The 23,443-nt window shown below is 68.4% G+C and carries 21 protein-coding genes; 10 read left to right on the top strand and 11 right to left on the bottom strand.

What is annotated here, in order from left to right; genetic code table 11:
* Positions 1–86: 86 nt before the first annotated feature.
* The gene (locus AC3WOH_RS09025) at positions 87–659 is read right to left on the bottom strand and encodes a TIGR00645 family protein (protein ID WP_492229027.1); all 573 of its coding nucleotides are present in this window, start codon (positions 657–659) and stop codon (positions 87–89) included.
* 213 nt (positions 660–872) lie between these two features.
* Between AC3WOH_RS09025 and acs the strand changes: the two genes are divergently transcribed.
* Positions 873–2,867 (top strand): acetate--CoA ligase, encoded by a 1,995-nt coding sequence (acs, locus tag AC3WOH_RS09020; RefSeq protein ID WP_492229026.1) that lies wholly within the window; start codon positions 873–875, stop codon positions 2,865–2,867.
* Between the two features lie 602 nt (positions 2,868–3,469).
* A complete protein-coding gene (locus tag AC3WOH_RS09015; protein WP_184861619.1) occupies positions 3,470–3,940 on the top strand; it encodes a LapA family protein in 471 nt (156 codons plus the stop codon).
* Positions 3,941–4,035: 95 nt separating this feature from the next.
* Here the strand turns inward: AC3WOH_RS09015 and AC3WOH_RS09010 are convergent, their stop codons facing one another.
* Positions 4,036–4,341 carry a c-type cytochrome gene (locus tag AC3WOH_RS09010; protein WP_184861620.1) on the bottom strand — a complete coding sequence of 102 codons (306 nt, stop codon included), beginning with the start codon at positions 4,339–4,341 and terminating at the stop codon, positions 4,036–4,038.
* 119 nt (positions 4,342–4,460) lie between these two features.
* On the opposite strand from AC3WOH_RS09010, the gene AC3WOH_RS09005 reads away from it, so the two are divergent.
* Complete coding sequence (locus tag AC3WOH_RS09005; RefSeq protein WP_492229025.1) at positions 4,461–4,703, top strand: TIGR04438 family Trp-rich protein; 243 nt, start codon at positions 4,461–4,463, stop codon at positions 4,701–4,703.
* Between the two features lie 130 nt (positions 4,704–4,833).
* Here the strand turns inward: AC3WOH_RS09005 and AC3WOH_RS09000 are convergent, their stop codons facing one another.
* Genes AC3WOH_RS09000 through AC3WOH_RS08990 form a run of 3 tightly spaced genes read right to left on the bottom strand, consistent with a single transcriptional unit; the run spans position 4,834 to position 8,012 of the window.
* Positions 4,834–5,706 (bottom strand): LysR family transcriptional regulator, encoded by an 873-nt coding sequence (locus AC3WOH_RS09000; protein ID WP_492229024.1) that lies wholly within the window; start codon positions 5,704–5,706, stop codon positions 4,834–4,836.
* Positions 5,707–5,757: 51 nt separating this feature from the next.
* Positions 5,758–6,711: an ornithine cyclodeaminase family protein gene (locus AC3WOH_RS08995; RefSeq protein ID WP_492229023.1), complete on the bottom strand. Its 954-nt coding sequence runs from the start codon at positions 6,709–6,711 to the stop codon at positions 5,758–5,760.
* Entirely contained in the window at positions 6,708–8,012 is a 1,305-nt protein-coding gene (locus tag AC3WOH_RS08990) for an FAD-dependent oxidoreductase (protein WP_492229022.1), read from the bottom strand. Before AC3WOH_RS08990 ends, AC3WOH_RS08995 begins: the two co-directional genes overlap by 4 nt.
* Before the next feature lie 251 nt (positions 8,013–8,263).
* Here AC3WOH_RS08990 and AC3WOH_RS08985 point away from each other — a divergent pair, with 251 nt between their 5' ends.
* Together AC3WOH_RS08985 and AC3WOH_RS08980 are read left to right on the top strand one after the other, a co-directional pair.
* Positions 8,264–9,169, top strand: coding sequence for an amino acid ABC transporter substrate-binding protein (locus AC3WOH_RS08985; protein WP_492229021.1), 906 nt, complete (start codon positions 8,264–8,266; stop codon positions 9,167–9,169).
* A gap of 93 nt (positions 9,170–9,262) precedes the next feature.
* The gene (locus tag AC3WOH_RS08980) at positions 9,263–10,942 is read left to right on the top strand and encodes an N-acyl-D-amino-acid deacylase family protein (protein WP_492229020.1); all 1,680 of its coding nucleotides are present in this window, start codon (positions 9,263–9,265) and stop codon (positions 10,940–10,942) included.
* A gap of 90 nt (positions 10,943–11,032) precedes the next feature.
* On the opposite strand, the gene ilvD is transcribed toward AC3WOH_RS08980, so the two are convergent.
* Complete coding sequence (gene ilvD / locus AC3WOH_RS08975) at positions 11,033–12,739, bottom strand: dihydroxy-acid dehydratase (RefSeq protein ID WP_492229019.1); 1,707 nt, start codon at positions 12,737–12,739, stop codon at positions 11,033–11,035.
* A gap of 159 nt (positions 12,740–12,898) precedes the next feature.
* On the opposite strand from ilvD, the gene AC3WOH_RS08970 reads away from it, so the two are divergent.
* Positions 12,899–13,855, top strand: coding sequence for a LysR family transcriptional regulator (locus AC3WOH_RS08970; protein WP_492229018.1), 957 nt, complete (start codon positions 12,899–12,901; stop codon positions 13,853–13,855).
* Here AC3WOH_RS08970 and AC3WOH_RS08965 read toward each other — a convergent pair.
* Positions 13,852–15,021: an MFS transporter gene (locus AC3WOH_RS08965; protein WP_492229017.1), complete on the bottom strand. Its 1,170-nt coding sequence runs from the start codon at positions 15,019–15,021 to the stop codon at positions 13,852–13,854. The genes AC3WOH_RS08970 and AC3WOH_RS08965 overlap by 4 nt on opposite strands.
* Positions 15,022–15,066: 45 nt before the next feature.
* Positions 15,067–16,080 (bottom strand): GlxA family transcriptional regulator, encoded by a 1,014-nt coding sequence (locus AC3WOH_RS08960; RefSeq protein WP_492229016.1) that lies wholly within the window; start codon positions 16,078–16,080, stop codon positions 15,067–15,069.
* A gap of 259 nt (positions 16,081–16,339) precedes the next feature.
* Between AC3WOH_RS08960 and AC3WOH_RS08955 the strand changes: the two genes are divergently transcribed.
* On the top strand, positions 16,340–17,608 hold the full coding sequence (locus tag AC3WOH_RS08955) for a hypothetical protein (RefSeq protein ID WP_492229015.1): 1,269 nt from the start codon (positions 16,340–16,342) through the stop codon (positions 17,606–17,608).
* A gap of 51 nt (positions 17,609–17,659) precedes the next feature.
* Here AC3WOH_RS08955 and bfr read toward each other — a convergent pair whose 3' ends face one another.
* Positions 17,660–18,127 carry a bacterioferritin gene (bfr, locus tag AC3WOH_RS08950; protein WP_492229014.1) on the bottom strand — a complete coding sequence of 156 codons (468 nt, stop codon included), beginning with the start codon at positions 18,125–18,127 and terminating at the stop codon, positions 17,660–17,662.
* A gap of 236 nt (positions 18,128–18,363) precedes the next feature.
* On the opposite strand from bfr, the gene lgt reads away from it, so the two are divergent.
* Positions 18,364–19,203: a prolipoprotein diacylglyceryl transferase gene (gene lgt / locus AC3WOH_RS08945; protein WP_492229013.1), complete on the top strand. Its 840-nt coding sequence runs from the start codon at positions 18,364–18,366 to the stop codon at positions 19,201–19,203.
* A 7-nt stretch (positions 19,204–19,210) separates the two neighbouring features.
* Complete coding sequence (locus tag AC3WOH_RS08940; RefSeq protein WP_492229012.1) at positions 19,211–20,263, top strand: serine hydrolase domain-containing protein; 1,053 nt, start codon at positions 19,211–19,213, stop codon at positions 20,261–20,263.
* Between the two features lie 49 nt (positions 20,264–20,312).
* Here the strand turns inward: AC3WOH_RS08940 and AC3WOH_RS08935 are convergent, their stop codons facing one another.
* Entirely contained in the window at positions 20,313–20,741 is a 429-nt protein-coding gene (locus AC3WOH_RS08935) for a GNAT family N-acetyltransferase (protein ID WP_492229011.1), read from the bottom strand.
* Between the two features lie 42 nt (positions 20,742–20,783).
* Positions 20,784–21,704, bottom strand: a complete 921-nt coding sequence (locus AC3WOH_RS08930; RefSeq protein WP_492229010.1) for a LysR family transcriptional regulator — start codon at positions 21,702–21,704, stop codon at positions 20,784–20,786.
* 107 nt (positions 21,705–21,811) lie between these two features.
* Here AC3WOH_RS08930 and AC3WOH_RS08925 point away from each other — a divergent pair, with 107 nt between their 5' ends.
* The gene (locus tag AC3WOH_RS08925; RefSeq protein WP_492229009.1) at positions 21,812–23,302 is read left to right on the top strand and encodes a M20 family peptidase; all 1,491 of its coding nucleotides are present in this window, start codon (positions 21,812–21,814) and stop codon (positions 23,300–23,302) included.
* Positions 23,303–23,443 lie beyond the last annotated feature (141 nt).

The following is a 23,443-nucleotide window of genomic DNA, read 5'->3' as shown; positions in this document are numbered from 1 at the left end:
TATACGCGGGCGCGGCGCGCCCGGGGATTCTTTCGGGCATGAAAAAGGCCGCTCGAAAGCGGCCTGGGAACGGAGCGGGGCGGTGCTCAGTGGTGAGCGGATGGCGCACTGTGCGACATCAGGCGGTCCGTAGCGGCAATGGCCAGCGCGCTCAGCAGGAACACCACGTGGATGATGGTCTGCCACATCAGCACCTTGAGGTCGTAGTTGGCGGCGTTGATGAAGGTCTTGAGCAGGTGGATGGAGCTGATGCCGATGATGGCGGTGGCCAGCTTGACCTTGAGCACCGAGGCGTTCACATGGCTCAGCCACTCGGGCTGGTCGGGGTGGTCTTCCAGGTGCAGGCGCGAGACGAAGGTCTCGTACCCGCCCACGATCACCATGATGAGCAGGTTGGAGATCATCACCACGTCGATCAGCGCCAGCACCACCAGCATGATGATGGTCTCGTTGAGCGCGGTCACGTCGACGTCGCTCTTGTAGCCGATGCTGGAGACCAGCGACTTGAGCGCGGCCGTGTTGCCGAAGGCGGCCTCGATCAGGTGCACCAACTCCACCCAGAAGTGGAACACATACACCGCCTGCGCCAGGATCAGGCCCAGGTACAGGGGCAGCTGCAGCCAGCGGCTGGCAAAGATCAGCGAGGGCAGAGGGCGCATGGGGGCGGGCGTCAGGGGCGGCTTGGGAGCGGACATAAAGCGGGTGGAGTGGGGAAGACGCGCAATTTTAGGGGGTGGCGCGTGACAGGTATTCGACCGGCCCGCGGGGACTTGTCCGCCAGTTCTGTAAGCTTCGTGCCAGTCAGTGGCCTGTAAGTGCTGCGCAGGACAGTACCGGCCAAATCAATTCCATCAGACCCAGGAGACAAGAAGATGAGTGCATCCACATCCGCAATCGAGTCCGTGCTGGTCGAGAACCGCGTGTTCCCGCCCTCGGATGCCGTTGTGCGCGCCGCCCGCGTGTCCGGCATGGCCGGCTACGATGCCCTGTGCGCCGAGGCCGACCAGGACTTCGAAGGCTTCTGGGCCCGCCTGGCGCGCGAGAACGTGCGCTGGACCAAGCCCTTCACGCGCACGCTGGACCAGTCCAACGCCCCGTTCTTCAAGTGGTTCGACGACGGTGAGCTCAACGCCAGCGCCAACTGCCTGGACCGCCACATCGGCACCCCCACCGAGAACAAGGACGCGATCATCTTCGAGGCCGACGACGGCAGCGTGACCCGCGTGACCTACAAGGAGCTGCTGGCCCGCGTCAGCCAGTTCGCCAACGCGCTCAAGGCCCATGGCGTGCAAAAGGGCGACCGTGTGCTGATCTACATGCCCATGACGGTGGAGGGCGTGATCGCCATGCAGGCCTGCGCGCGCATCGGCGCCACGCACAGCGTGGTGTTCGGCGGCTTCAGCGCCAAGGCGGTGCAGGAGCGCATCATCGACGCGGGCGCCGTGGCCGTAATCACCGCCAACTTCCAGATGCGCGGCGGTAAGGAGCTGCCGCTCAAGGCCATCATCGACGAGGCCCTGGCCATGGGTGGCTGCGACACCATCCGCAACGTCTTTGTCTTCCAGCGCACGCCCACGGCCTGCAACATGGTCGCCGGCCGGGACAAGACCTTTGGCGAGATCCTCGAGGGCCAGAGCAGCGACTGCCCGCCCGTGGCCGTGGGCGCCGAGCACCCGCTGTTCATCCTGTACACCAGCGGTTCCACCGGCAAGCCCAAGGGCGTGCAGCATTCCACTGGCGGCTACCTGCTGTGGGCCAAGCTCACCATGGACTGGACCTTCGACCTGCGCCCCGACGACATCTTCTGGTGCACGGCCGACATCGGCTGGATCACCGGCCACACCTACGTGGCCTACGGCCCGCTGGCCGCGGGCGCCACGCAGATCATCTTCGAGGGCATTCCCACCTTCCCGAACGCCGGGCGCTTCTGGCAGATGATCGAAAAGCACAAGTGCACCATCTTCTACACCGCGCCCACGGCTATCCGCTCGCTCATCAAGGCCGCCGAGGGCGATGCCGCCGTGCACCCCGCGCGCTCGGACCTGTCGAGCCTGCGCATCCTGGGCAGCGTGGGCGAGCCCATCAACCCCGAAGCCTGGATGTGGTACCACAAGAACGTGGGCGGCGAGCGCTGCCCCATCGTGGACACCTTCTGGCAGACCGAGACCGGCGGCCACGTCATCACCCCGCTGCCCGGCGCCACGCCGCTGGTGCCCGGAAGCTGCACGCTGCCGCTGCCCGGCATCGCCGCCGCCATCGTCGATGAGGTGGGCAACGACATCGCCAACGGCACCGGTGGCATCCTGGTCATCAAGCGCCCCTGGCCCAGCATGATCCGCACCATCTGGAACGACCCCGAGCGCTTCAAGAAGGCCTACTTCCCCGAAGAGCTCAAGGGCTACTACCTGGCCGGCGACGGCGCCGTGCGCAGCGCCGACCGCGGCTACTTCCGCATCACCGGCCGCATCGATGACGTGCTCAACGTCTCGGGCCACCGCATGGGCACCATGGAGATCGAATCCGCCCTGGTCTCCAAGACCGACCTGGTGGCCGAAGCCGCGGTGGTGGGCCGCCCCGACGACGTGACCGGCGAGGCCATCTGCGCCTTCGTCGTGCTCAAGCGCGCCCGCCCCACGGGCGAGGAAGCCAAGCAGATCGCCAACGAACTGCGCAACTGGGTGGCCAAGGAAATCGGCCCCATCGCCAAGCCCAAGGACATCCGCTTCGGCGACAACCTGCCCAAGACCCGCAGCGGCAAGATCATGCGCCGGCTGCTGCGCAGCATTGCCAAGGGGGAGACCATCACGCAGGACACGAGCACGCTGGAAAACCCCGCAATCCTGGATCAGTTGGCCAAGGCCAACTGATCCAGGAGGCGCCGCGCACGCGGCGCCAGCGCGAAGCGCTTGCGGGGTTTGGGGACACTCATATCGCCGCAGGCGATGTGATGTGGCCACAGAATCCGGCAATCCTGGATCAATTGGCCCAGACCAATTGACCTAGGAGGGCGCCGCGCAAGCGGCGCTTGCCGGATTCGGGGCCACGTCGTTTGCTCACTGGGCGTGATCGACGCTGCGGGCCCATGGATCAAGAAGGGCGCCGCGCACACAGTGCCTGATTGCGCTCACCCGGGTCCGGCTCCCTTACAATTGGACTTGTTCGTTCGCGCCTGGCGCGAACCTTCCTGGTTTTGACGTTGCGAAGCCTTTCGGTTCCCTGGGGCCAACTGCCCTCCCGAAGCGCTGTATCTCCCTCCCTCTCTTTTTTCGTTTCGGGATGCTTCGCAACATTTTTCTACCGGCTGCCGGCCTGCATTTCGCGGGCCGGCTGCCTCCCTTGTAGGACAGCTTCGGCAAAGCGCTGCAAAGGCTGTGTTTGCCGCACCGCATGGGTTACAACCCGTTCAATCCACGCGCCAGTGCCCACCGCGGCCCTGGCGCCACGACGCAACGAACGAACGGAGGTTTCCATGCAATTGCGATCCATCGTGCTGGTGCTGACCATGCTGGCCATTGCCGCCCTCGCGGTGCTCAACTGGGGTGCGCTGTCCGCCCCTGTGGCCGTGTCCCTGGGGGTGACTACCCTGGAGGCGCCCCTGGGCCTGGTGATGCTGGGCCTCACCGCGCTGCTGGCCATCGTGGGCGTGGCCTATGTGCTGTCGCTGCAGGGTTCGGTGCTGCTGGAAACGCGCCGCCACACCAAGGAGCTGCAGGCCCAGCGCGAACTGGCCGACAAGGCCGAAGCCTCGCGCTTCACCGAGCTGCGCAGTTTTCTGGAAGCGCAGCACCAGCAGATGCATGCCGCATTGCTGGCGCGCATCGACCACCTCGAAACCCGCCTGGCCGCGCGCGCCCAGGAGTCGGACAACACCACGGCCGCCTACGTGGGCCAGTTGGAGCAGCAGCTGCGCGCACGCGGGGCGGACATGCACCTCGTGTAGAAACAACAACGGCACGGGCCCTGCGGCCTGGCCCCAAAATGCAACAGCCGCCCCTTGTGCAAGGGGCGGCTGTTCTTTAGGTGGATCGCAGCAGATTACTTGACCGTCAGCACCCAGGCGGCCAGCTTCTTCGCATCGGCTTCGCTGACCTGGGCGTTGGCGGGCATGGGCACGGGGCCCCACACGCCGCCGCCGCCCTTCATGATCTTGCCCGCGAGCTTGTCCACGGCGTCTTTCTGGCCGGCGTACTTGGCTGCCACTTCCTTGTAGGAGGGGCCCACCACCTTCTTGTCCATGGCATGGCAGGCCATGCAGCTCTTGGCCGTGGCCAGCGCCAGATCGGCCATGGCGGGGCCTGCCACCGACAGAGAAAGAGCCAATGTGATCAGAGTGCGCTTCATGGTGGGGATTTTCCTGTGGGTTGGGTTACAGTTCTTTTAACGGAATTGTAGTGACTTGGGTTGACCCCGGCCCCGCAGGCCGCCAAGCCCCTGCGCCACCGTATTGATTGGAGAATGCCATGTACCTGCTCGCCATCGCCGTCATCCTGTCGGCCCTCAAATACCTGGAAATCGGACCCGTGGCCAATATGTCGTGGTGGGTGATCCTGGGCTTCTATGGCGCCACCATCGTCTGGTGGGCCTGGGCCGATGGCACCGGCTACACCAAGCGCAAGGCCATGGAGCGCATGGAAGAGAAAAAGCAGGCGCGCATCAACAAGCACAAGGAAGCGCTTGGCATGGCGCCGCGCAAGCCGCGCTGAGGAGTCTTCGCAGTCGGCGGGGCTGTCTGGGGCCAGGCCCTGTGCGGCTGGCGACTGGCGCCCCTCGCACCATGACAAAAGCCCGTGCCACTGGGGTACGGGCTTTTTCATGCCTGCCGCCTGGCGGAAGTTACCCCAGCGCCCGCCCCATCTCCTCCACCAGCGCCCCGGCTGCCGCACTCCAGGGCAGGTCGCGCGAGCGCAGCGCATAGGCCACCGTGCCCACCTCGGGCGCCAGGGGCTGCACCTGCAGGCCCGGGTGGCGCCGGGCGTGCCAGGCCGACCAGCTGTCCACCAGGGCCCAGCCCAGGCCCTGGGCGGCCATCTCGATGGCGGCGTGGTAACTGGCGGTGGTGATGCGTGCAGCGGGCGTTACGCCGTGGGCGTCGTAGGCCATGTGCAGCTGGCGGCCGATGGGGTCGGCCGGGTCCAGGTCGATCAGTGGGTGGTGCTCCAGCGCTTGCAGGGGGATAGGGCCTTCGGGCAGGTCCCGGCCCACGCAGACCACGCGGCCGCGGCCGATGGGCAGGTCCACCGCGGCGGGGTGGTTCGAGGGCTCCAGCGCAAAGCCCAGGTCGGCTTCGCGGCGCACGATGGCATCGGCGATCTGGCGCGAATGCAGGGTGCGGAAGGTCAGGCGCACGCCAGGGTAGGAGCGGTTCCAGCGGCCCAGGGCCTGGGGCAGCACCTCCATCGACAGGCCGGGCACGCACAGCAGGCGCAGCACGGTGTCGGAGCCGGGGCCCAGGTTGGCGGCGCTGCGGCGCACGGCATCGAGCTGGCCGAAGAGCTGTTCCACATCGGGGAACAGGCGCTGGGCCTCCACCGTGGGCGTGAGCCGGCCGCGCACGCGCTGGAACAGCGTGACGCCGATGCTCTGTTCGGCCTGCTGCAGCAGGCGCGAGGCCGCGGGCTGGGTGATGTGCAGTGTGTCGGCGGCGCCCTTGACGGTGCCCGCGCGCATCACGGCATAGAAGATCTCGATGTGGCGGATGCGGAACATGGGCACCAAGCGTAACAGGCGCGCGGCGCCCGTGCCGGAGAACGGGGCGCGTCAGGCGCCGCCGTGCTCCGCCTGCCAGGCCTTCCAGACCAGGGCGGCGGCGGCCAGGTCGGTGAGGCCCACGCCCACCGACTTGAAGACCACGATCTCGCTGTCGGACTGGCGCCAGCGCGCGTCGGCCGCACCCAACTCCACCAGATCGACGATGCGCTCGGGCGGCAGTACGCCATGGGCCTGGCCGGTCACCACCTCGCCGGCCTCGACCAGGCTCTGGGGCTTCCACTCCACGATGAGGCGTGCTGCGCGTGCCAGGGTGGCATCGTCGAGCTCGCTGCCCGTAGGCAGGCTGGTGCCCACGGCGATCACGGTGGCGCCGGGCTTCAGGCTGCTGCCATCGAACACCGGCGTCTTGGAGCGCGTGGCGGTGACGATGACGTCGGCCCCGTCGACAGCGGCATCGGCCGCCATGGCGTGCACCGGCCGCTGCCAGCGCTGGGCTGCGGCAGCGCAGAACCCGCTGATGTCGCCCACGCCGACCACGCGCACTTCGTCGAAGGGCTGCTCGGCCATCAGCGCGTCCAGGTGGGCCGCGCCCTGCACGCCGGTGCCGAACAGGGCCAGCACGCGGCGGCCCGTGGCCAGGCGCGATACGGCGTGCACCGACAGCGCTGGCGTGCGAAAGCGCGTGATCTCGTTGCCCTGCACGGTGGCCAGGGGCCGGCCGGTGGCGGTGTCGAACAGGTTGCAGACGAAATCGAAGCGGCCCGCCACGGTGCCATAGGTCTTGACGGCAGCCAGGCCTTCGTCGAGCCACACCGCACCCATGGTGCTCAGCCGGAAGGCGCCGCACTCGATGCGCGTGCGCGCCTGGATCTGCGCACTGCCGGCCGCCAGGCTGGCAAAGGCGCGGGCGATGGCATCGCGCACCGCGGGCACCGTCAGGTGTGCGGCCACGAAGGCGTCGTCGATGAAGGGGAGGGCGGTGGGTGGGGTCGGGTTGCTCATGCGTTGCCTGCCGCCAGCGCGGCCGAAGAAGAGGAAAAACGGGAGACCGGTGCACTGCCCTCGAAATCAGCGGCCAGCCGGTCGGCCGAGCCAAAGGCCAGCGTGAAGCCCAGGGCCCCCTGGCCCGAGTTCACGAACAGGTTGCGCATGGCACCGGCGCGGCCGATGCAGGGCAGCCCGGTGGGGGTTGCGGGGCGCAGGCCGGCCCAGGGGTGCAGGTCGGTCGGCGCGCTGCGCAGGCCGAACAGCGTGCGCACGCTCTCCAGCAGCAGGGCAATGCGGCCGTGGTCGATGCGCGTGTCCTGCCCCACCAGCTCGGCAAAGCCGGCCACGCGCAGCCGGCGCGTAGGGCCTGCGCCCAGCGGGGCGAACACGGTCTTGGTGGCCGTGTCGGTCAGGCTGGTGGCGGGCATGCGCACGATGTGCTCGGCCGCCACGTCGATGCTGTAGCCCTTGAGGGGCTGGATGGGCACGCTGCCGCCCAAGCCCAGCGGGCGCAGCAGCCCGGGGGTCTGCGCACCAGCCGCGACCACACAGGCATCGAAGGCGATGCGCTGCTGCACGCCTTCGTGCTCGGCGAACAGGCCCGTGAGGGCATTGCCCTGGCGCTCCCAGCTCAGGAAGCGGTGGCCCCACAGCGCCGTGAAGGCCGGCCCGCTGGCCAGTTCATCGGCCAGCGCGGCGCACACCTTGGCGCAGTCGGCCACCTCTTCGCTCGGGGTCCAGATGCCGCCCGCCAGGGGGGCTGCGGGGTCCAGGGCGGGCTCGCGGGCACAGCACTCCGCGCCCGTCAGCACCTGCTGCAGCGGCCCGTGCATGGTCTGCTGCAACTGCACCTGGCGGCCCGCCGCCGCGAGGCCTGCGGCACTGCGGTAGAGCACCAGCTTGCCCTGGGTGGCATGTTCGATGCGCGCCGCCGGGACGTTGGCGCGCCAGCGCTGGAAGGCGCGGTGGCTGTCGCCGGCCAGGCGCAGCAACTGGCGCGTGGTGGCGTCGGCGCGCGCCTGGGTGCAGGCGGCCGTGAACTGCAGGCACCAGCTCCAGGCCGCTGGATCGAGGCCCGGGCGCAGGCGCAGTGGCGAGGTCGGCGAGAGCAGCAGCGAGGGCAACTGCGCGAAGATGGACGGCGCCGCCAGCGGCGCCACATAGGCATAGCTCAATTGCGCGCCGTTCTGGGCACTGGCACCGGCGGCCGGGCCGGGGGCCTGGTCCAGCAGCACCACTTCGTGGCCCTTGCCAATGAGGGCCCGTGCCGTCGCCAGGCCCACGATACCGCCACCGATCACTGCAATACGCAACAACGCCTGCTCCTTGGTATGAAAAGAGGGCGCATCATCGGCGTGGATGGCCGCGGCGTCGATTGCCGGAATGCCGATGGCCCATGCCCTGGCGGCATACACACCCGAGGGGAGGGCTTTGCACCAGAAAGGTGCCATCAGGCCCATGCCGCCAAGGCATACACCATGGCGAAATTGCTACTCGCGGCAAGGCAGCCGGGCCCGTACATTGCGAGTGTTCGCTGACCCCTTTACAACATTTCCGGAGAGCACCCATGAACCGCTGGACCCGCACCGCCCTTGGCGCCGCCCTGTCGCTGGCCGCCCTGTCTTCCTCCTTCGCCCAGCCGCAGCCCACGCTGGCCAAGATGGCGCAGACCGGGGTGATCAACCTGAGCTACCGTGATTCGTCGGTGCCGTTCAGCTACCTGAACGATGCCAAGCCCATCGGCTTCAGCATCGAGATCTGCGACCGCATCGTGGAGATGCTCAAGGCCAAGGTGAAGCGGCCAGACCTCAAGATCGAGCGCCAGCCCGTCACCTCGCAGAACCGCATCCCGCTGGTGATGAACGGCACGGTGGACCTGGAGTGCGGCTCCACCACCAACAACGTGGCGCGGCGCGAGCAGGTGGAGTTTGCGGTGAACTACTTCTACACCGGCACGCGCATGATGGTGAAGAAGACCTCGGGCATCGGCTCGCTGGCCGACCTCAAGGGCAAGAAGCTGGCCACCACCAGCGGCACGACCAATGTGCAGGTGCTGCGCAAGTACCTCAAGGACAACAGCCAGGACACCGAGATGCTGCTGGCCAAGGACCATGCCGACGGCGCCCTGCTGGCCGAAAGCGGCCGGGCCGATGCCTATGCCATGGACGACATCCTGCTCTACGGCCTGGTGGCCAATGCCAAGAACCCGGCCGAATGGACCATCGTGGGCGAGGCGCTGCAGGTCGAGCCCTACGCCATCATGCTGCGCAAGAACGACCCCGAGTTCAAGAAGGAAGTCGACGCTGCGCTGGTCTCGCTGATGAAGAGCGGCGAGTTCGAGAAGCTCTATGACAAGTGGTTCCTGCAGCCCATCCCGCCGCGCAATGTGCCGCTGAACGTGCCCATGAGCGCCGAGTTGAAGAAGAACCTCAAGGAATTCAGCGACCGCCCGGCAGCACCTGCCCCTCAGTGATTCCGGGCGGCCTGCCCGCACTTCCTTTTGATGCGCAAGTGCGGCCCATGGGGGCCGTGCGGCCTCTCTCTTTCTAACGATTGCGTGATCTCCATGACCCCATCCAAACCCCGACACCGGCTGACCGTGATCCTGGGCGCCCTCCTAAGCGCCGGTGTCCTGAGCAGTTGCAGCAGCCCCGGCGGCCCGACCGCCGTGCCCCCCGTGGTCGACTACCTGATCCGCGGCGCAGCGGTCTACACCGGTGACGGTGTGGAACCCCTCTCAGGCGATGTGGGTGTGGCGGGCGAGCGCATCGTCTTCGTCGGCAAGGCCCCGGCCGGCACGGTGGCGCGCCAGACCATCGATGCGCCGGGCATGGTGGTGGCGCCGGGGTTCATCGACGCCCACACCCATGCCGATGGGGACCTGCTGTCCGACTCGGCCGACAAGCGGATGAACCTGCCTTTCCTCACGCAGGGCGTGACCACGGCCGTGATCGGCAACGACGGTTTCGGCGGCTACGACATCGCCGGCCAGGCCCAGCGCCTGCGCACCCATCCGCCGGGCACCAACGTCGCCATGTTCGTGGGCTTCGGCCCCGTGCGCCAGAGCCAGTTGGCCAATGCCAACGCGGCGCCCACGGCCGCGCAGCTGGCGACCATGAAGCAACTGGTCGATGCGGCCATGTGCCAGGGGGCCCTCGGCCTGTCCACCGGGCTGTACTACACGCCGCAGAACTTCTCGACCACCGAAGAGGTGATCGAGCTGGCCAAGGTGGCTGCCGCGCACGGAGGCCTGTACGACAGCCATATCCGCAACGAGCAGACCAGGCAGGGCCTGCCCGCTGCGGTCGCCGAGGCCCTGCGCATCGGCCGCGAAACCGGGATCGCCGTGCACATCGCCCACATCAAGGCCCTGGGCGTGGACACGCAGGGCATGGCCGGCGAGCTGATCCGCATGGTCGAGGCCGCGCAGCAAAGCGGCCAGAAAGTCACGGCCGACCAGTACCCCTGGCTGGCGTCGAGCACCAACCTTTCGGCGGCGGTGATGCCGCCCTGGGCCAATGCGGGAGGGCGCGAGGCGCTGCTCAAGCGTTTTGACGATGCCACGGTGCAGGAGCGCCTGCGCAAGGATGTCACCGAGAACATGCGCCTGCGCAACGGGCCCGAGGCGATCCTGGTCTCCGCGGGCAACCCGAAATACGTGGGCAAGACGCTGCAACAGATCGCCAGTGCCAACGGCACCGATGCCGTGGCAGCCGTGGTGCAGGTGCTGCGCGAAAGCGAGGTCAAGATCGCCAACTTCAACCAGAGCGACGCCGACGTCCGCGCCTTCATGACGCGCCCCTGGGTGGTGACCTCGTCGGACTCGTCAGCAGGGCATCCACGTGCTGTAGGCTCCTTCGCGCAGAAGTACGCCGAGTATGTGGTGCGGCAAAAGCACATCTCCATCGGCCAGTTCGTGCGCAGCAGCACGGCGCTCACGGCCGACCTGCTGGGCATCGCCGAGCGCGGCCGCCTCAAGGCCGGGCATTTCGCCGACATCGTGGTGTTTGACCCCGCACGCTTCAAGGCCCGATCCACCTACATCGCGCCGACCCTGCTGTCCGAAGGCGTGGTGCTGACCATGGTCAACGGCAAGCCCGTGGTGCAGAACGACCAGGCCACGGGCGTGGCGGCAGGGCAGGTGCTGCTGCGCAAGACACGCGATGGCCTGTGCAGCGCGCAGTCGATGAAGACGGCCCTGGTACCTGCGGGTGGCCTGGCGGTGGCCCACGACCACGCGCATTGAGCCGGCAGTCGCCGCGCCAAGCAAAAAAGCCCGCGGCCGGAAGAGGCCGCGGGCTTTTTTTATGGAGGGTCGATTGGATCGACCTGGGCGTCAATACGCGTCCAGCACCGCACCCTTGCTCGCGCTCGATGCGTTGAAGGCGAACTTGGCCTGTACGCCGCGCGTGTAGCGCGGTGCGGGTGCCGTCCAGCCGGCGCGACGCTTGGCGATCTCTTCTTCAGGCACGTTCAGCTCCAGCAGCAGCTGGCGCGCATCGATGGTGATGCTGTCGCCCTCGTTGACGAAGGCGATGGTGCCGCCGGCAGCGGCTTCGGGTGCCACGTGGCCCACCACCATGCCCCAGGTGCCGCCGGAGAAGCGGCCGTCGGTGATCAGGCCCACGCTTTCGCCCAGGCCGGCGCCGATCAGCGCGCCGGTGGGGGCCAGCATTTCGGGCATGCCGGGGCCTCCCTTGGGGCCCAGGTAGCGCAGCACCATCACGTCGCCGGCCTTGATCTTGCCGGCCAGGATGGCTTCGAGGGCCGACTGCTCGTCGTCGAACACGCGGGCCGGGCCGGTGATCACGGGGTTCTTCAGGCCCGTGATCTTGGCCACGGCGCCTTCGGGGCTGAGGTTGCCCTTGAGGATGGCCAAGTGGCCCTGCTCGTACATGGGGTTGTCGATGTTGCGGATCACGTCCTGGTCGGCACGCGGCACATCGGGCACGTCCTTGAGCACTTCGGCCACCGTCTTGCCGCTGATGGTGATGCAGTCGCCGTGCAGCAGGCCGGCCTTGAGCAGCACCTTCATGACCTGCGGGATGCCGCCTGCGCGGTGCAGGTCCACGGCCAGGTACTTGCCGCTGGGTTTCAGGTCGCAGATCACGGGGGTCTTCTTGCGGATGCGCTCGAAGTCGTCGATGTCCCACTCCACGCCCGCGGCGTGCGCGATGGCCAGGAAGTGCAGCACGGCGTTGGTCGAGCCGCCGGTGGCCATGATCACGGCCACGGCGTTCTCGATGGCCTTCTTGGTCACGATGTCGCGGGGCTTGAGGTCCATCTTGATGGCCTCGATCAGCACCTTGGCCGATTCCTTGGCCGAGTTCATCTTCTCGTCATGGGGGTTGGCCATGGTGGACGAATACGGCAGGCTGATGCCCAGGGCCTCGAAGGCGCTGGACATGGTGTTGGCGGTGTACATGCCGCCGCACGAGCCGGTGCCGGGGATGGCGCGCTTTTCGATTTCCTTGAGGTCGAAGTCGCTCAGCTTGCCGGCGGCGTTCTCGCCCACGGCCTCGAACACGCTCACGATGTTCAGGTCCTTGCCCTGGTAGCTGCCGGGCAGGATGGTGCCGCCATACACGTAGATGGCGGGCACGTTGGCGCGCAGCATGCCCATGAGGCCGCCGGGCATGTTCTTGTCGCAGCCGCCGACCACCAGCACGCCGTCCATCCACTGGCCGCCCACGCAGGTCTCGATGCAGTCGCTGATGACTTCGCGGCTCACCAGGCTGTACTTCATGCCTTCGGTGCCCATGGCCATGCCGTCCGAGATGGTGGGCGTGCCGAACACCTGGGCGTTGCCGCCGGCTTCCTCGATGCCGGCAATCGCCGCGTCGGCCAGCTTCTGCAGGCCGCTGTTGCAGGGGGTGATGGTGCTGTGGCCGTTGGCCACGCCGACCATGGGCTTGACGAAGTCGCCTTCCTCGTAGCCCATGGCGTAGTACATGGAGCGGTTGGGCGCGCGCGACTTGCCCTGGGTGATGTTGGCGCTGCGGCGGTTGATGGGCTGGATCGGGATGGTCTTGCTGTCTGCCATGGTGTCGTCTTCCTCGTGAGGGGGCTCGTTGTGGTGGGCAACCCGGGTGCGCCGGGGCCAAGCTGTCGGGGTGCAAGTATGCGGGGTTTGGCGCTGCGTTTCCAATCCCTTTCATCGCGTCGATTAATATGCAAAACATATTACAGAGTCACCCGCGCCATGAAGGAAATCCTGATCGACGTCCGCGCCTGGCGCCAGTTCGTGGCCGTGGCCGAGGAGCTGCACTTCGGCCGCGCCGCCATCCGCCTGCACATGACGCAGCCGCCGCTGACCCAGGCGATTGCGCAGATGGAGCGCTCGCTGGGCGTGGTGCTGTTCGACCGCACGCGCCGGCGCGTGGCGCTGACCCCGGCGGGCGAGGCCCTGCTGCCCGATGTGCGCGATTTTCTGGAGCGCGCGCAGGCGCTGCCCGTGCGGGCGCGCGCCGCGGCGGCGGGCGAGGTGGGGCGGGTGCGGCTGGCCTTTGTCTCTACCATCGGTTTCGAGCGGCTGCCCGAGTGGGTGCGCGACTTTCGCGTGCTGTGCCCCCAGGTGGCGCTGGAGCTGGTGGAGGCCACGGGCGACGTGCAGCGCGCCATGTTCGCGCGCGGCGAGCTCGATGCCGGGCTGGTGCTGCATTCGCCCGGCGCGGCGCCGCCCGAGCTGGCGCGCCTGCCCGTGGCCGAGGAGCCGCTGGTGCTGGCCCTGGCCGAGCGCCACCCGCTGGCCCAGGCGCCGCGCCTCGACCTGGCCGCTGTGTTGGCCGAGCCGCTGGTGATCTTTCCGCGGCGCATCGTGCCCTCGCTGCACGACGCCATTTTTGCGCTGTACCACGCCGCCGGGCGGGTGCCCGTGGTGGCGCAGGAGGCGATCCAGATGCAGACCATCGTCAACCTGGTCTGGGGCGGCCTGGGCGTGGCCTGGGTGCCCGAGAGCGTGACCCAGTTCCGCCGCGAGGGCGTGGTGTACCGGGCGGCGAATGCGTTCGGCCCCAAGGCTGCCAAGGTGAAGGCCAAGGCCGCCGCCGCGCCGTTGCTGCCCGTGTGCGAGACCAGCCTGGTCTGGCCCGCCGGGTTGAACAACCCGGCGCTGGCGCGCTTTGTCGATTTCGTGCGTGAGCGTTCGGCAGCGGCTTAGGCCGCGGCCGCTGCGCGCCCGCGCACGAACAGCAGCCCCGCGGCGATGGCCAGCAGCGGCAGCGCCACGGCGTTGATGGCCGTCCAGCCCACGCCGGTGAGCAGGGCGCCCGAGGCGAAGGACATGGCCGCCGCCACGCTGCCATTGGCCAACTGCATCAGCGCCTGGGCCTGGCCGCGCTCTTCGGGCGCATGCGACTCGGCCAGCAGCGTGGTGCCGGCGATCACCATCAGGTTCCAGCCCGTGCCCAGCAGCAGCGAGCTGGCCAGGAATTCGGTGAACGAAATGCCCGACAGCGCCACCACCGCGCTGGCGGCCAGGCAGGCGGCCCCCACGGCGGCCACGGGGCGGCTGCCGAAGCGGTCCACCAGCGCGCCCGAGAACAGGGCGGGGAAGAACATGCCGATCACATGCCACTGGATGACATAGGCCGCCGACGCGGCCGAGAAGCCGCAGACCTCCATGGCCAGCGGGGTGGCGTTCATCACCAAAATCATCAGCCCATGGCCGATGGCCGCCATGACCACGGCGGCGCGCAGGCCGGGGCGCGCCAGCAGGGCGCGCATGGCCGCGATGCCGCCCGCAGCGGGCTTGGGCGCCACGCCCTCGCGCAGCCGCGCCATCACCAACCAGCCCAGCAGGGCTAGCGCCGCAATCGCCAGGTAGGCGCCGGCCAGCGGCGTGGCCAGCAGGTTGCGCGACCACAGCGCCAATGGCGGCGCAAAGACGGCCGCACACAGGCCTCCGGCCACCACGCAGGCCGCAGCGCGGCCTTTCTGCGCGGGGTCCACGGCCTCCAGTGCCGCATAGGTGTAGTAGCCCGACGATGCCTGGTAGGCCCCAATGGCCAGGGTGCCCAGGCAGAAGACGGCAAAGCTGCCCCACTGCACGCCCAGCATGCTGACGAGGCCGCCCGCCACACCGAACAGGGCCCCTGCCTGCAGCCCCGCGCGCCGGCCCCGGCGCTGCATGAACAGCGACAGCGGCTGCACCGACAGCAGGTTGCCCAGCACCAGCAGTGCCAGCGGCAATGTGGCCAGCGCAGGCCAGGGCGCCAGCCGCGCGCCCACGATGGAGGTGAGCGTGATGCCGATGATGGAGCAGCCCCAGTACAGGGCCTGGCCCGCGAACAACAGGCGAACGGAAGCATTGCGCACAAGCAGCATGGTGGTGGCTTTCGGTGGGGCGCCGCTCGGGCGCCAAAGAGGGAATCAGTCGGCCAGCACGCCTGTGCCAAAGCGCTGCGCATAGGCCTGCGGGCTCACCGCGCGGTGCTTGTGGAAGCTGCGGCGCAGGTTCTCGGGGTGCTCGAAGCCGCACAGCCGCGCCACGGTGGCCACCGAGGCCTGGGCCTGGGCGAGCAGGGCCGAGGCGGCCTCCACGCGCACCCGCTCCACATAGCGGCCGGGCGTGGTGCCCAGCTCGCGCTGGAACACGCGGGCCAGCGTGCGCGGCGGCATGCAGGCGCGCTCGGCCAGGGCATCGAGCGACAGGTCGCTGCCCAACTGAGTGGGTATCCATTCCAGCAGGGCCGCCAGCCGCGGCGCATGCCGCGTTTCGGGTGCCAGCAGCGCACTGAACTGCGCCTGCCCGCCCGGGCGGCGCATGAACATCACAAGCCGCCGTGCCACGGCCAGCGCCATGGGCCGGCCCAGGTCGGCCTCCACCAGTGCCAGGGCCAGGTCGATGCCGGCCGTCACGCCGGCCGAGGTGAAGAGGTGGCTGTAGACGGGGTGGGCCGCGTCGTAGGTGTGCAGGCAGTCCTCGTCGACCTGCACCCTGGGGTAGTCCCGGCGCATGCGCTCCATGCGGCACCAGTGCGTGGTGGCGCGCAGGCCGTCGAGCAGGCCGGCCTGGGCCAGCAGCAGGGCGCCCGAGCAGACCGAACCCAGGCGCCGCACCCGGGGTTCCGCATGGCGCAGCCACTGCAGCATGCCGGTGTGGCCGAGCTGCTCGGCCACGCCATCGCCGCCCGCCACCAGCACCGTGTCCAGGCCGGCGGGGTCGGTGGCGGCCCAGCTGCCATCGGCCACCAGCGCAAACCCTGCCGAAGTGGTGACCGGCCCCGCCGCCTCGGCCAGCAGGCGCAGCGCATAGGCGGGCGCCAGCCCGTGGCCCGTGCGCTCGGCGTTGGCGGAGCCGAAGACCTGCATCGGGCCGACGGCGTCCAGGCTCATCACGCCGGGGTAGAGCAGGCAGGCAATGGTGCGGGTGGGTTGGGGCATGGCGCCAGTGTCGGCGTTTGCGGGTGTGGCCGCAATGACAATCAGCCCACAGATATGGCCAGTGCGCCAGGAGGCCGCTGGCGGGGAAAAGGACGGCCCCGGCGGTGCCGCCAGCCTCGCTGCGGGGCGGATTGTCAAATATCCATAATTTGCTGGTCAGTGCCGGGGCTCAGGCGCTATCCTGCAACAAATAGGGTCGGCAAGCCGGGGCCCGCAACCCGGCCGGGACCTGTCCACTGCACGCTTTAGGAGACTGTGAATGCCTTTCCCCTTGCGGTTTCCCCGAGAGATGGAGTGCTTCCTTCAGGCGGCGCAGCTGCTGGGCACCATCCAGGGCGACCCTGGGCGGGTTGGGCCGGTCCTTGAATTGCAGAAACTGCTGCTCCGCCGCATCGCCAGGTCGGAGCTGAGCCACAGCCGCCTGCAGGATGCCCGGTTGCGCCTGAAGCAGCGCCTGGTGCGCGAGCGCCTGATCGGGGAGAAGGCGCGCGAGACGCGGGACCTGGTGCTAAAGATCCAGGAGCGCTGTGATGCGCTCGAACAGCTGCGTTTTCTGTACCGCTGCTTCGGGGATGGCATCGCCGCGACCTACCAGGCTCCCCTGCGCCACCGGTACTTCTACTTCGCGCAAAAGGCCCATGCCAAGGAGCGCTCCGGATTGCTTGCGCGCAAGGACAGCTTTCGCAGTCGCTACCGGGCCTTGAAGCTGGGCATCGGCATGGGCATCCCGGTGCTCCTGGCCGATGTGACGAATATGCTGGGGCAGGGCGATCTCTGCGTCCTGGCGGGTGGCGAACCCCAGCCCCTGGACCTGAAGTCCTTCATGCACCGGGGCCCTCCGGGCAGGCTGCAGCAGGAGGCTCTGCGGCGCACCATTGCGCTCCTGGCGCGCCAGGGCACCACGAGCGTGCCCGAGGGCAGCGCTCACGACAAGGCGCACAAGGCGCACCTGAACGACTGCGTGCGCCAGGCCATGGAGTCCGGAATTGCCCAGGCCTCGCCCGAGCCGGGCCTGCGCTATGTGGTCGTGCGCAATGACCACTACCGCAGCCACCCGGACTGCCTGCAGGTGCTGCACAAGCGGGTGCCCAAGTCGACCATGTCGGTGCAGGTGACGCCCGAAACCGCCTGGATACCGATGCAGCCCTTCACCCTGTCCATGAGCGCCGGCCATGCCGTGCTGTTCATGCAGGGGGTCTTCCAGCTGCTGGTCTATGTCGACATGAAGGTGCTGGTGTCGCACTTCGCGTCGCTGGGCATCCATGCCGTGGCCCTGATGGACGGCGTGACCGCGCTGCAGCTGTCCAACGACGTCGAAGACCTGGAACACGGGGTCTACCGGGTCAGCGAAGCCCTGTTTCAGCGCATTCCCTGCGAGTTCATGTCGCTGCGCAGCTTTGCGCAGGAGATGGCTGGCCTGCTGGAGCCGGCGCAGGCCCACAGCGACCAGGGCCAGCTTTTCGCGCCCCCGGGGGATTGGGGCGAGGCCCGGCACTACTACGAAGACGAGGGGCCGGCCCTTCATTGAGGCCCCGCTTGCGCCGCACGGTGGTGGCGCTGGCAAGGCCTGGCCCGCAACTCAGGCGGTCTGGGACTGCAGGTAGTTTTCAAGGCCGATCTTGTCGATCAGGCCGATCTGCTTTTCGAGCCAGTAGGCGTGGTCTTCCTCGGTGTCGCGCAGCTGGGCCAGCAGCAGGTCGCGGCTCACATAGTCGCCCACGCTCTCGCACAAGGCCATGCCATCGCGCAGGGCGGTGCGCACCTCGTACTCGGTGGCCAGGTCCTTGCGCAGCATTTCGGGCACGGTTTCGCCGGGGGTGAACTCCTTGGGGCGCATGTCGGGGCGGCCGCCCAGGAAGAGGATGCGGCGCAGCAGCGCATCGGCGTGCTGGGTTTCCTCCTGCATCTCGTGGTCCAGGCGGGTGTAGAGCTTGATGAAGCCCTGGTCCTCGTAGATGCGCGAGTGCGCAAAATACTGGTCGCGCGCAGCCAGTTCGCCGCGCAGCAGATCCTTGAAATAGTCGATGACTTGTGGGTTGCCCTGCATGTTCTTGTCCTTGTTACAGGCAGAAGTATCGCGCGCCCAAGGGGCTTTGTGGGGGAAAACCCCGGGGTGGCGCTCTGCATGCGTACAGGGATCAGAAGCGTTCTCATCGAGGCAGGGCGCCCACCGCCCGGGCATGGCCCTGCGCTGGTGCCGGTGCATCGCCGCGAGCAGCCTGGCCCGTACCGTAACAGGGCTTTCACGGGAGCCTGCAGCGGGTTGGGCACAATACCGCCCAAATGCTGACCTACCCCCAAATCGACCCCATCGCCCTGCAAGTGGGCCCGCTGGCCATCCACTGGTACGGCCTGACCTACCTGGCGGCCTTTGGCCTGTTCATGCTGCTGGGCATTGCGCGGCTGCGGCACCAGCCCTTTGCCTCCCTCACCGGCCCGGGCGCCTGGACGCGCAAGGACGTGGAGGACATCCTGTTCCTGGGCGTGGCCGGGGTGGTGATCGGCGGGCGGGTGGGCTATTGCCTGTTCTACAAGCCCGCCTACTACCTGAGCCACCCGCTGGAGATCTTCTATGTGTGGCAGGGCGGCATGGCCTTCCATGGTGGGCTGCTGGGCGTGATCGTGGCCATGCTCTGGTTCGCGCATTCGCGCCAGCGCCCCTGGCTGCAGGTGGCCGACTTCGTGGCACCCTGCGTGCCCACGGGCCTGGCGGCAGGCCGGGTGGGCAATTTCATCAACGGCGAGCTCTGGGGCCGTTTTGCCAGCCCCGACCTGCCCTGGGGCATGGTGTTTCCGCAAAGTGGCTCGATGCTGCCGCGCCACCCCTCGCAGGTCTACCAGTTCCTGCTCGAAGGGCTGCTGCTCTTTGTGCTGCTGTGGCTGTACGCGCGCCGTGAGCGCCGCCAGGGCCAGGTGGCGGCGGCCTTCCTGATCGGCTATGGCGCCTTCCGCTTCATTGCCGAGTACTTCCGCGAGCCCGATGCGCACCTGGGCATCCTCTCGCTGGGCATGAGCATGGGCCAGTGGCTGTGCGTGCCCATGATCGTGGCCGGCATCGCCATGTGGCTCTGGGCCGCCAGGCGCGAGGGCGGCGCGCCGGCGCTCACCACCTCCAAGTCCTGATCGGCCAGTGGCCATCACCCGCCGCCACCTCCTGCTGACCGGTGCCGCGGCCTCGCCGCTGCTGGCATCGTGTGCGGCGGACCTCACGCGCCACCAGGGCCGGCCCGTGGCTGAGGTGGCCGCCAGCCTGGGTGTCTGCGCCGCGGCGTTTGCCACGCTGCGCGCCGGGCAGGTGCAGACGGCCGCAGTGGCCGGCCATTGCAATGCAGCCCCCGACGCCATCTTCCAGGCCGCCTCGCTGACCAAGCCCGCCGTCGCCTATGGGGCACTGCGCCTGGTGCTCGCGGGCCAGCTGGACCTGCAGGCGCCGGTTGCGCACTACCTGCCGCGAGGCTATGTGCACTACCAGCATGCGCTGCGGCGTGCGCCGGGCGACGCCAGCGATACCGTGCCCGCCAGCACCCTGGCCCGCATCCCTGTGGCCAGCCTGCTCAACCACACCTCGGGCCTGCCCAACTGGACCAGCGGTACGCTTGCGCCCGCCTTCGACCCTGGCCAGCGCTGGCGCTATTCCGGCGAGGGCTATGTGCTGTTGCAGGCTGTGATGGAAGCCATCACCGGCACGCCCATCGGGCCATGGATGCAGGCGCAGGTGTTCGAGCCCCTGGGCATGCGCGATTCCAGCCTGGTCTGGCAACGCGCCTACGAAGGCCGGGCCGTGCATGGCAACGGTGCGGCTGCTGGCAGCCTGCGCTGGAATGCTCCTGTGGCTGCTGCCTCGCTCTACACCACGGCCGGTGACTTTGCGCGCCTGCTGGTGGCCTTCGTGTCCGATGAGCGGCTGCTGGCGCTGGTGCAATCGGCCCCCGTGGTGGCGGACAAGGCGCTGGGGCTGGAATGGGGCTACGGCTGGGGCATCGAACGCACCGCCGCCGGCCCCATGTTCTGGCAATGGGGCAACAACCCGGGCTTCCGCAACTTCGCCATGCTCTCGCCCGCGTCGCGCGACGGCTTTGTGCTGCTGACCAACAGCGATCAGGGCATGGCCCTGGCCGCGCCGCTGGCGCAGCAGGTGCTGCCCGGGGAGCATCCGGTGTTCAGGTCGCCGTTGCTGGGCTGAAGTTCCTTGTAGCCTGTTCACGATCCCCTGCGAGATCGCAAACAGGTTCTTATTCCAGGGATTTGCGCATCAGGGCCAGGTATTGGTCCTGGATGTAGTCGTCGATGCGCGCATATTCGCCGTACCCTTGCTTGAGATAGAAGTCGCGTGCCTGCCACTCGAATGTTTCGAGCTTGGCGTTCCTCGCACCCAGCGCTTTGCCCTGGGCCTCGGCCATGCCCAGCAGGCGTGCGCCCAGGCCTTTGCCACGCTGGTCCTCGGCCACCCAGAGCACATCGGTCTGCAGCCAGTAGACGAACACGTAGGAGCGTATGCCGGCTACCAGGCGGCCGTGGCGGTCGCGCACGTCCAGGCGCACGGGCTGCACCTGCGGATACTCGCCCACAGCGCGGTAATTGAACTCCCGCATGTGCTTGCCCAGCGTGCCGGCCTGCAGGTCTTCCAGGGTGGGTGGAGCAAAGGTGAACGAGAAGGCCATGGATGCGAGGGCGGAGCGGGATGGGGCGGCGATGATACCGGCTCAGCCGGGCGAACCCGCCTCCTGCAACCAGCCCAGCACCTGCTGGCGCAGGCCGTCCAGCACCGGATTGGGGGCCCGCGCCACGCGCTGTACCCAGGCGATGTGCGACTCCAGCCCCTGGGTGGGAATGTCGAGCGGCACCAGCCGCCCCTGGGCCAGCAGGGCCGCCGCTGGGGCCATGACGCCCATGTAGAGCGCATCCGTGTGGCAGGCCACGTCCAGCAGATCGGGCACGGACTCGCTGGCCAGGCTGATCAGCACCTCGGGGTGGGCCTGCATGCCCAGGCGCTGCACCAGCAGCCGCCCGACGGCCGCGCTCATGCCCGTGCAGGCCACGGGAAACTCCGTGAGCTCGGCAAACGCCAGCGGGCGGCGCCGGGCCAGCGGGTGCCCGGGGCGCACCAGCACCCCGGTGGGCAGTTGCACCAGCCGGTGCACTTCGAGGTCGGCGTGGGAGCCGGGCAGGGAGTGGTAGTCCGTCACCAGGGCATCCAGGGTGCGGTCGCGTAGCGCCTGGATCTGGTGGGACTGGGGGCCACCGCTCAACTGCAGTCGCATGCGGCCCGCGTCGCGCGCTGCCAGGCGCAGCAGGCGCGGGGCCAGCAGGGCGTGCGGCGTGGCGCTCATGGCCAGGCGCACGGAGCCGGCTTCCCCGCTGACCTGGTGGCGCACCACCTGGTGCAGTTCATCGGCCTGGGCCACCACTTGGCGCGCATGCTCCAGCACCGTGCGGCCTATGGGGGTGAGGGCATTGCGGTGGCCGCTGCGCTCCACCAGCTCTGCGCCCAGGTGCGCCTCCAGCATGGCGATGCTGCGGCTGAAGGCGGCCTGCGAGCGGCGCGTGCTGTCGGCCGCGCGCGTGAAGCTGCCGCTATCGGCCAGGGCGATGAAGTGGCGCAACTGGGCGATGGTGGTGCTCATGCGGAAAATCGAACAAAACGACTTAAATTATGCATTGGACCAACATTTGGTTACCGATTTAGCATGCGCCCCAGACCCCTCACCAACAAGAAAGAGACGCGAGCGACATGATCAAGAAACTTCTGCTCGGGCTGCTGGCCCTGGTGCTGCTGCTGGCCGTGGCCCTGGGCATCAACACCGCGCGCAAGGGCTCGCGCCAGCTGGCGGTGGCGCCCATTGCCAAACTGCCCGTGGACGATGCCGCCGTGGCCGGCCGCTTGGCCGAGGCCGTGCGCCTGCGCACCGAGTCGTCGCGCGACGATGCCAGCTTCAGTGCCGGCCAGTTCCTGCAGTTCCACGCCCTGTTGCAGCAGCGCTTTCCGCTGGTGCACGCGAAATTGAAGCGCGAGGTGGTGGGCGAGCTGAGCCTGCTCTACACCTGGCCCGGCAGCGATGCCAACGCCGCGCCCGTGATGCTCATGGCCCACCAGGACGTGGTGCCCGTGGCCCCCGGCACCGAGGGCGACTGGGCCCAGCCCCCGTACTCGGGCGCTATCGAGGGCGGCTTTGTCTGGGGCCGCGGCTCCTGGGACGACAAGGGCAACCTCATGAGCCAGCTCGAAGCGGTGGAAATGCTGCTGGCCGGCGGCTTTGTGCCCCAGCGCACCATCTACCTGGCCTTTGGCGCCGACGAGGAGGTGGGCGGCCTGCGCGGCGCCGCCAAGATCGCCGCGCTGCTGCAGGAGCGCAAGGTGCGCCTGGATTTCGTGATCGACGAGGGCCTGCTGATCCTGGACGGCGTGATGCCCGGCCTCTCCAAGCCCGCCGCCGTCATCGGTGTGGCCGAGAAGGGTTACATGTCGGTGGTGATGAAGATGTCGGGCACGCCCGGCCACTCGTCGATGCCGCCGCACAAGGGCAGCAGCGCCATCGCGATGATGAGCGACGCGCTCAGCCGGCTGGACGCGGAGCAGATGCCCGGCGGCATCCGCGGTGTGGCGGGTGAGCTGTTCGACACGCTCGCCCCCGAGATGGGCGGCGTGAATCGGGTCGTGCTGTCCAACCTGTGGCTGTTCCGCCCGGTGGTGCAAAAGCAGCTCGAAGGCGCGGCCAGCACCAATGCCATGCTGCGCACCACCACGGCGCTGACCATCGTGAACGCCGGAAACCGCGACAACGTGGTGCCCGGCCGCGCCGAGGCGACCGTGAACTTCCGCCTGCTGCCCGGCGACAGCAAGGAACAGGTGATCGAGCACATGCGCAGCAAGATCAGCGCGCCCACTGCGCAGTACGAGCTGAGCACGCTGCCCGGTGCGGTGGACGCCTCCAAGGTCGCGCCCACCGACTCCACCCAGTACCGCCTGCTCAACCAGACCATCCGAGAGATCTTCCCCGACGTGCTGGTGGCGCCGGGCCTGATGGTGGCGGGCACCGACTCGCAGCACTATGGCGCCATCAGCGACCACATCTTCAAGTTCTCGCCCGTGCGTGCTGACTCTGAAGACCTGAAGCGTTTCCACGGTACCAACGAGCGTTTGCAGATCGCCAACTACGCGGATGCGATCCGGTTCTACCACCGGCTGATCGGGCAGGTCAGCCAGGTGGGCATCAAGCCTTGAAGGGGTTGCTTCCTGGTTTTTGTGCTTGTGTTTGTGGGCATAGTTGCTGCGTGCTTTGGCTGTGGGCGGAGGCCGGGATGTGCGCCCGGCGGCGCAGTAACTTTCTCTTGGGCCGCCAAGAGAAAGTCACCAAAGAGAAGG

This window comes from Acidovorax sp. FW305-C-20-28 (assembly GCF_058783375.1).
The sequence above is the reverse complement of the archived record's forward strand: the minus strand, read 5'-3'. Positions and strand labels throughout refer to the sequence as shown.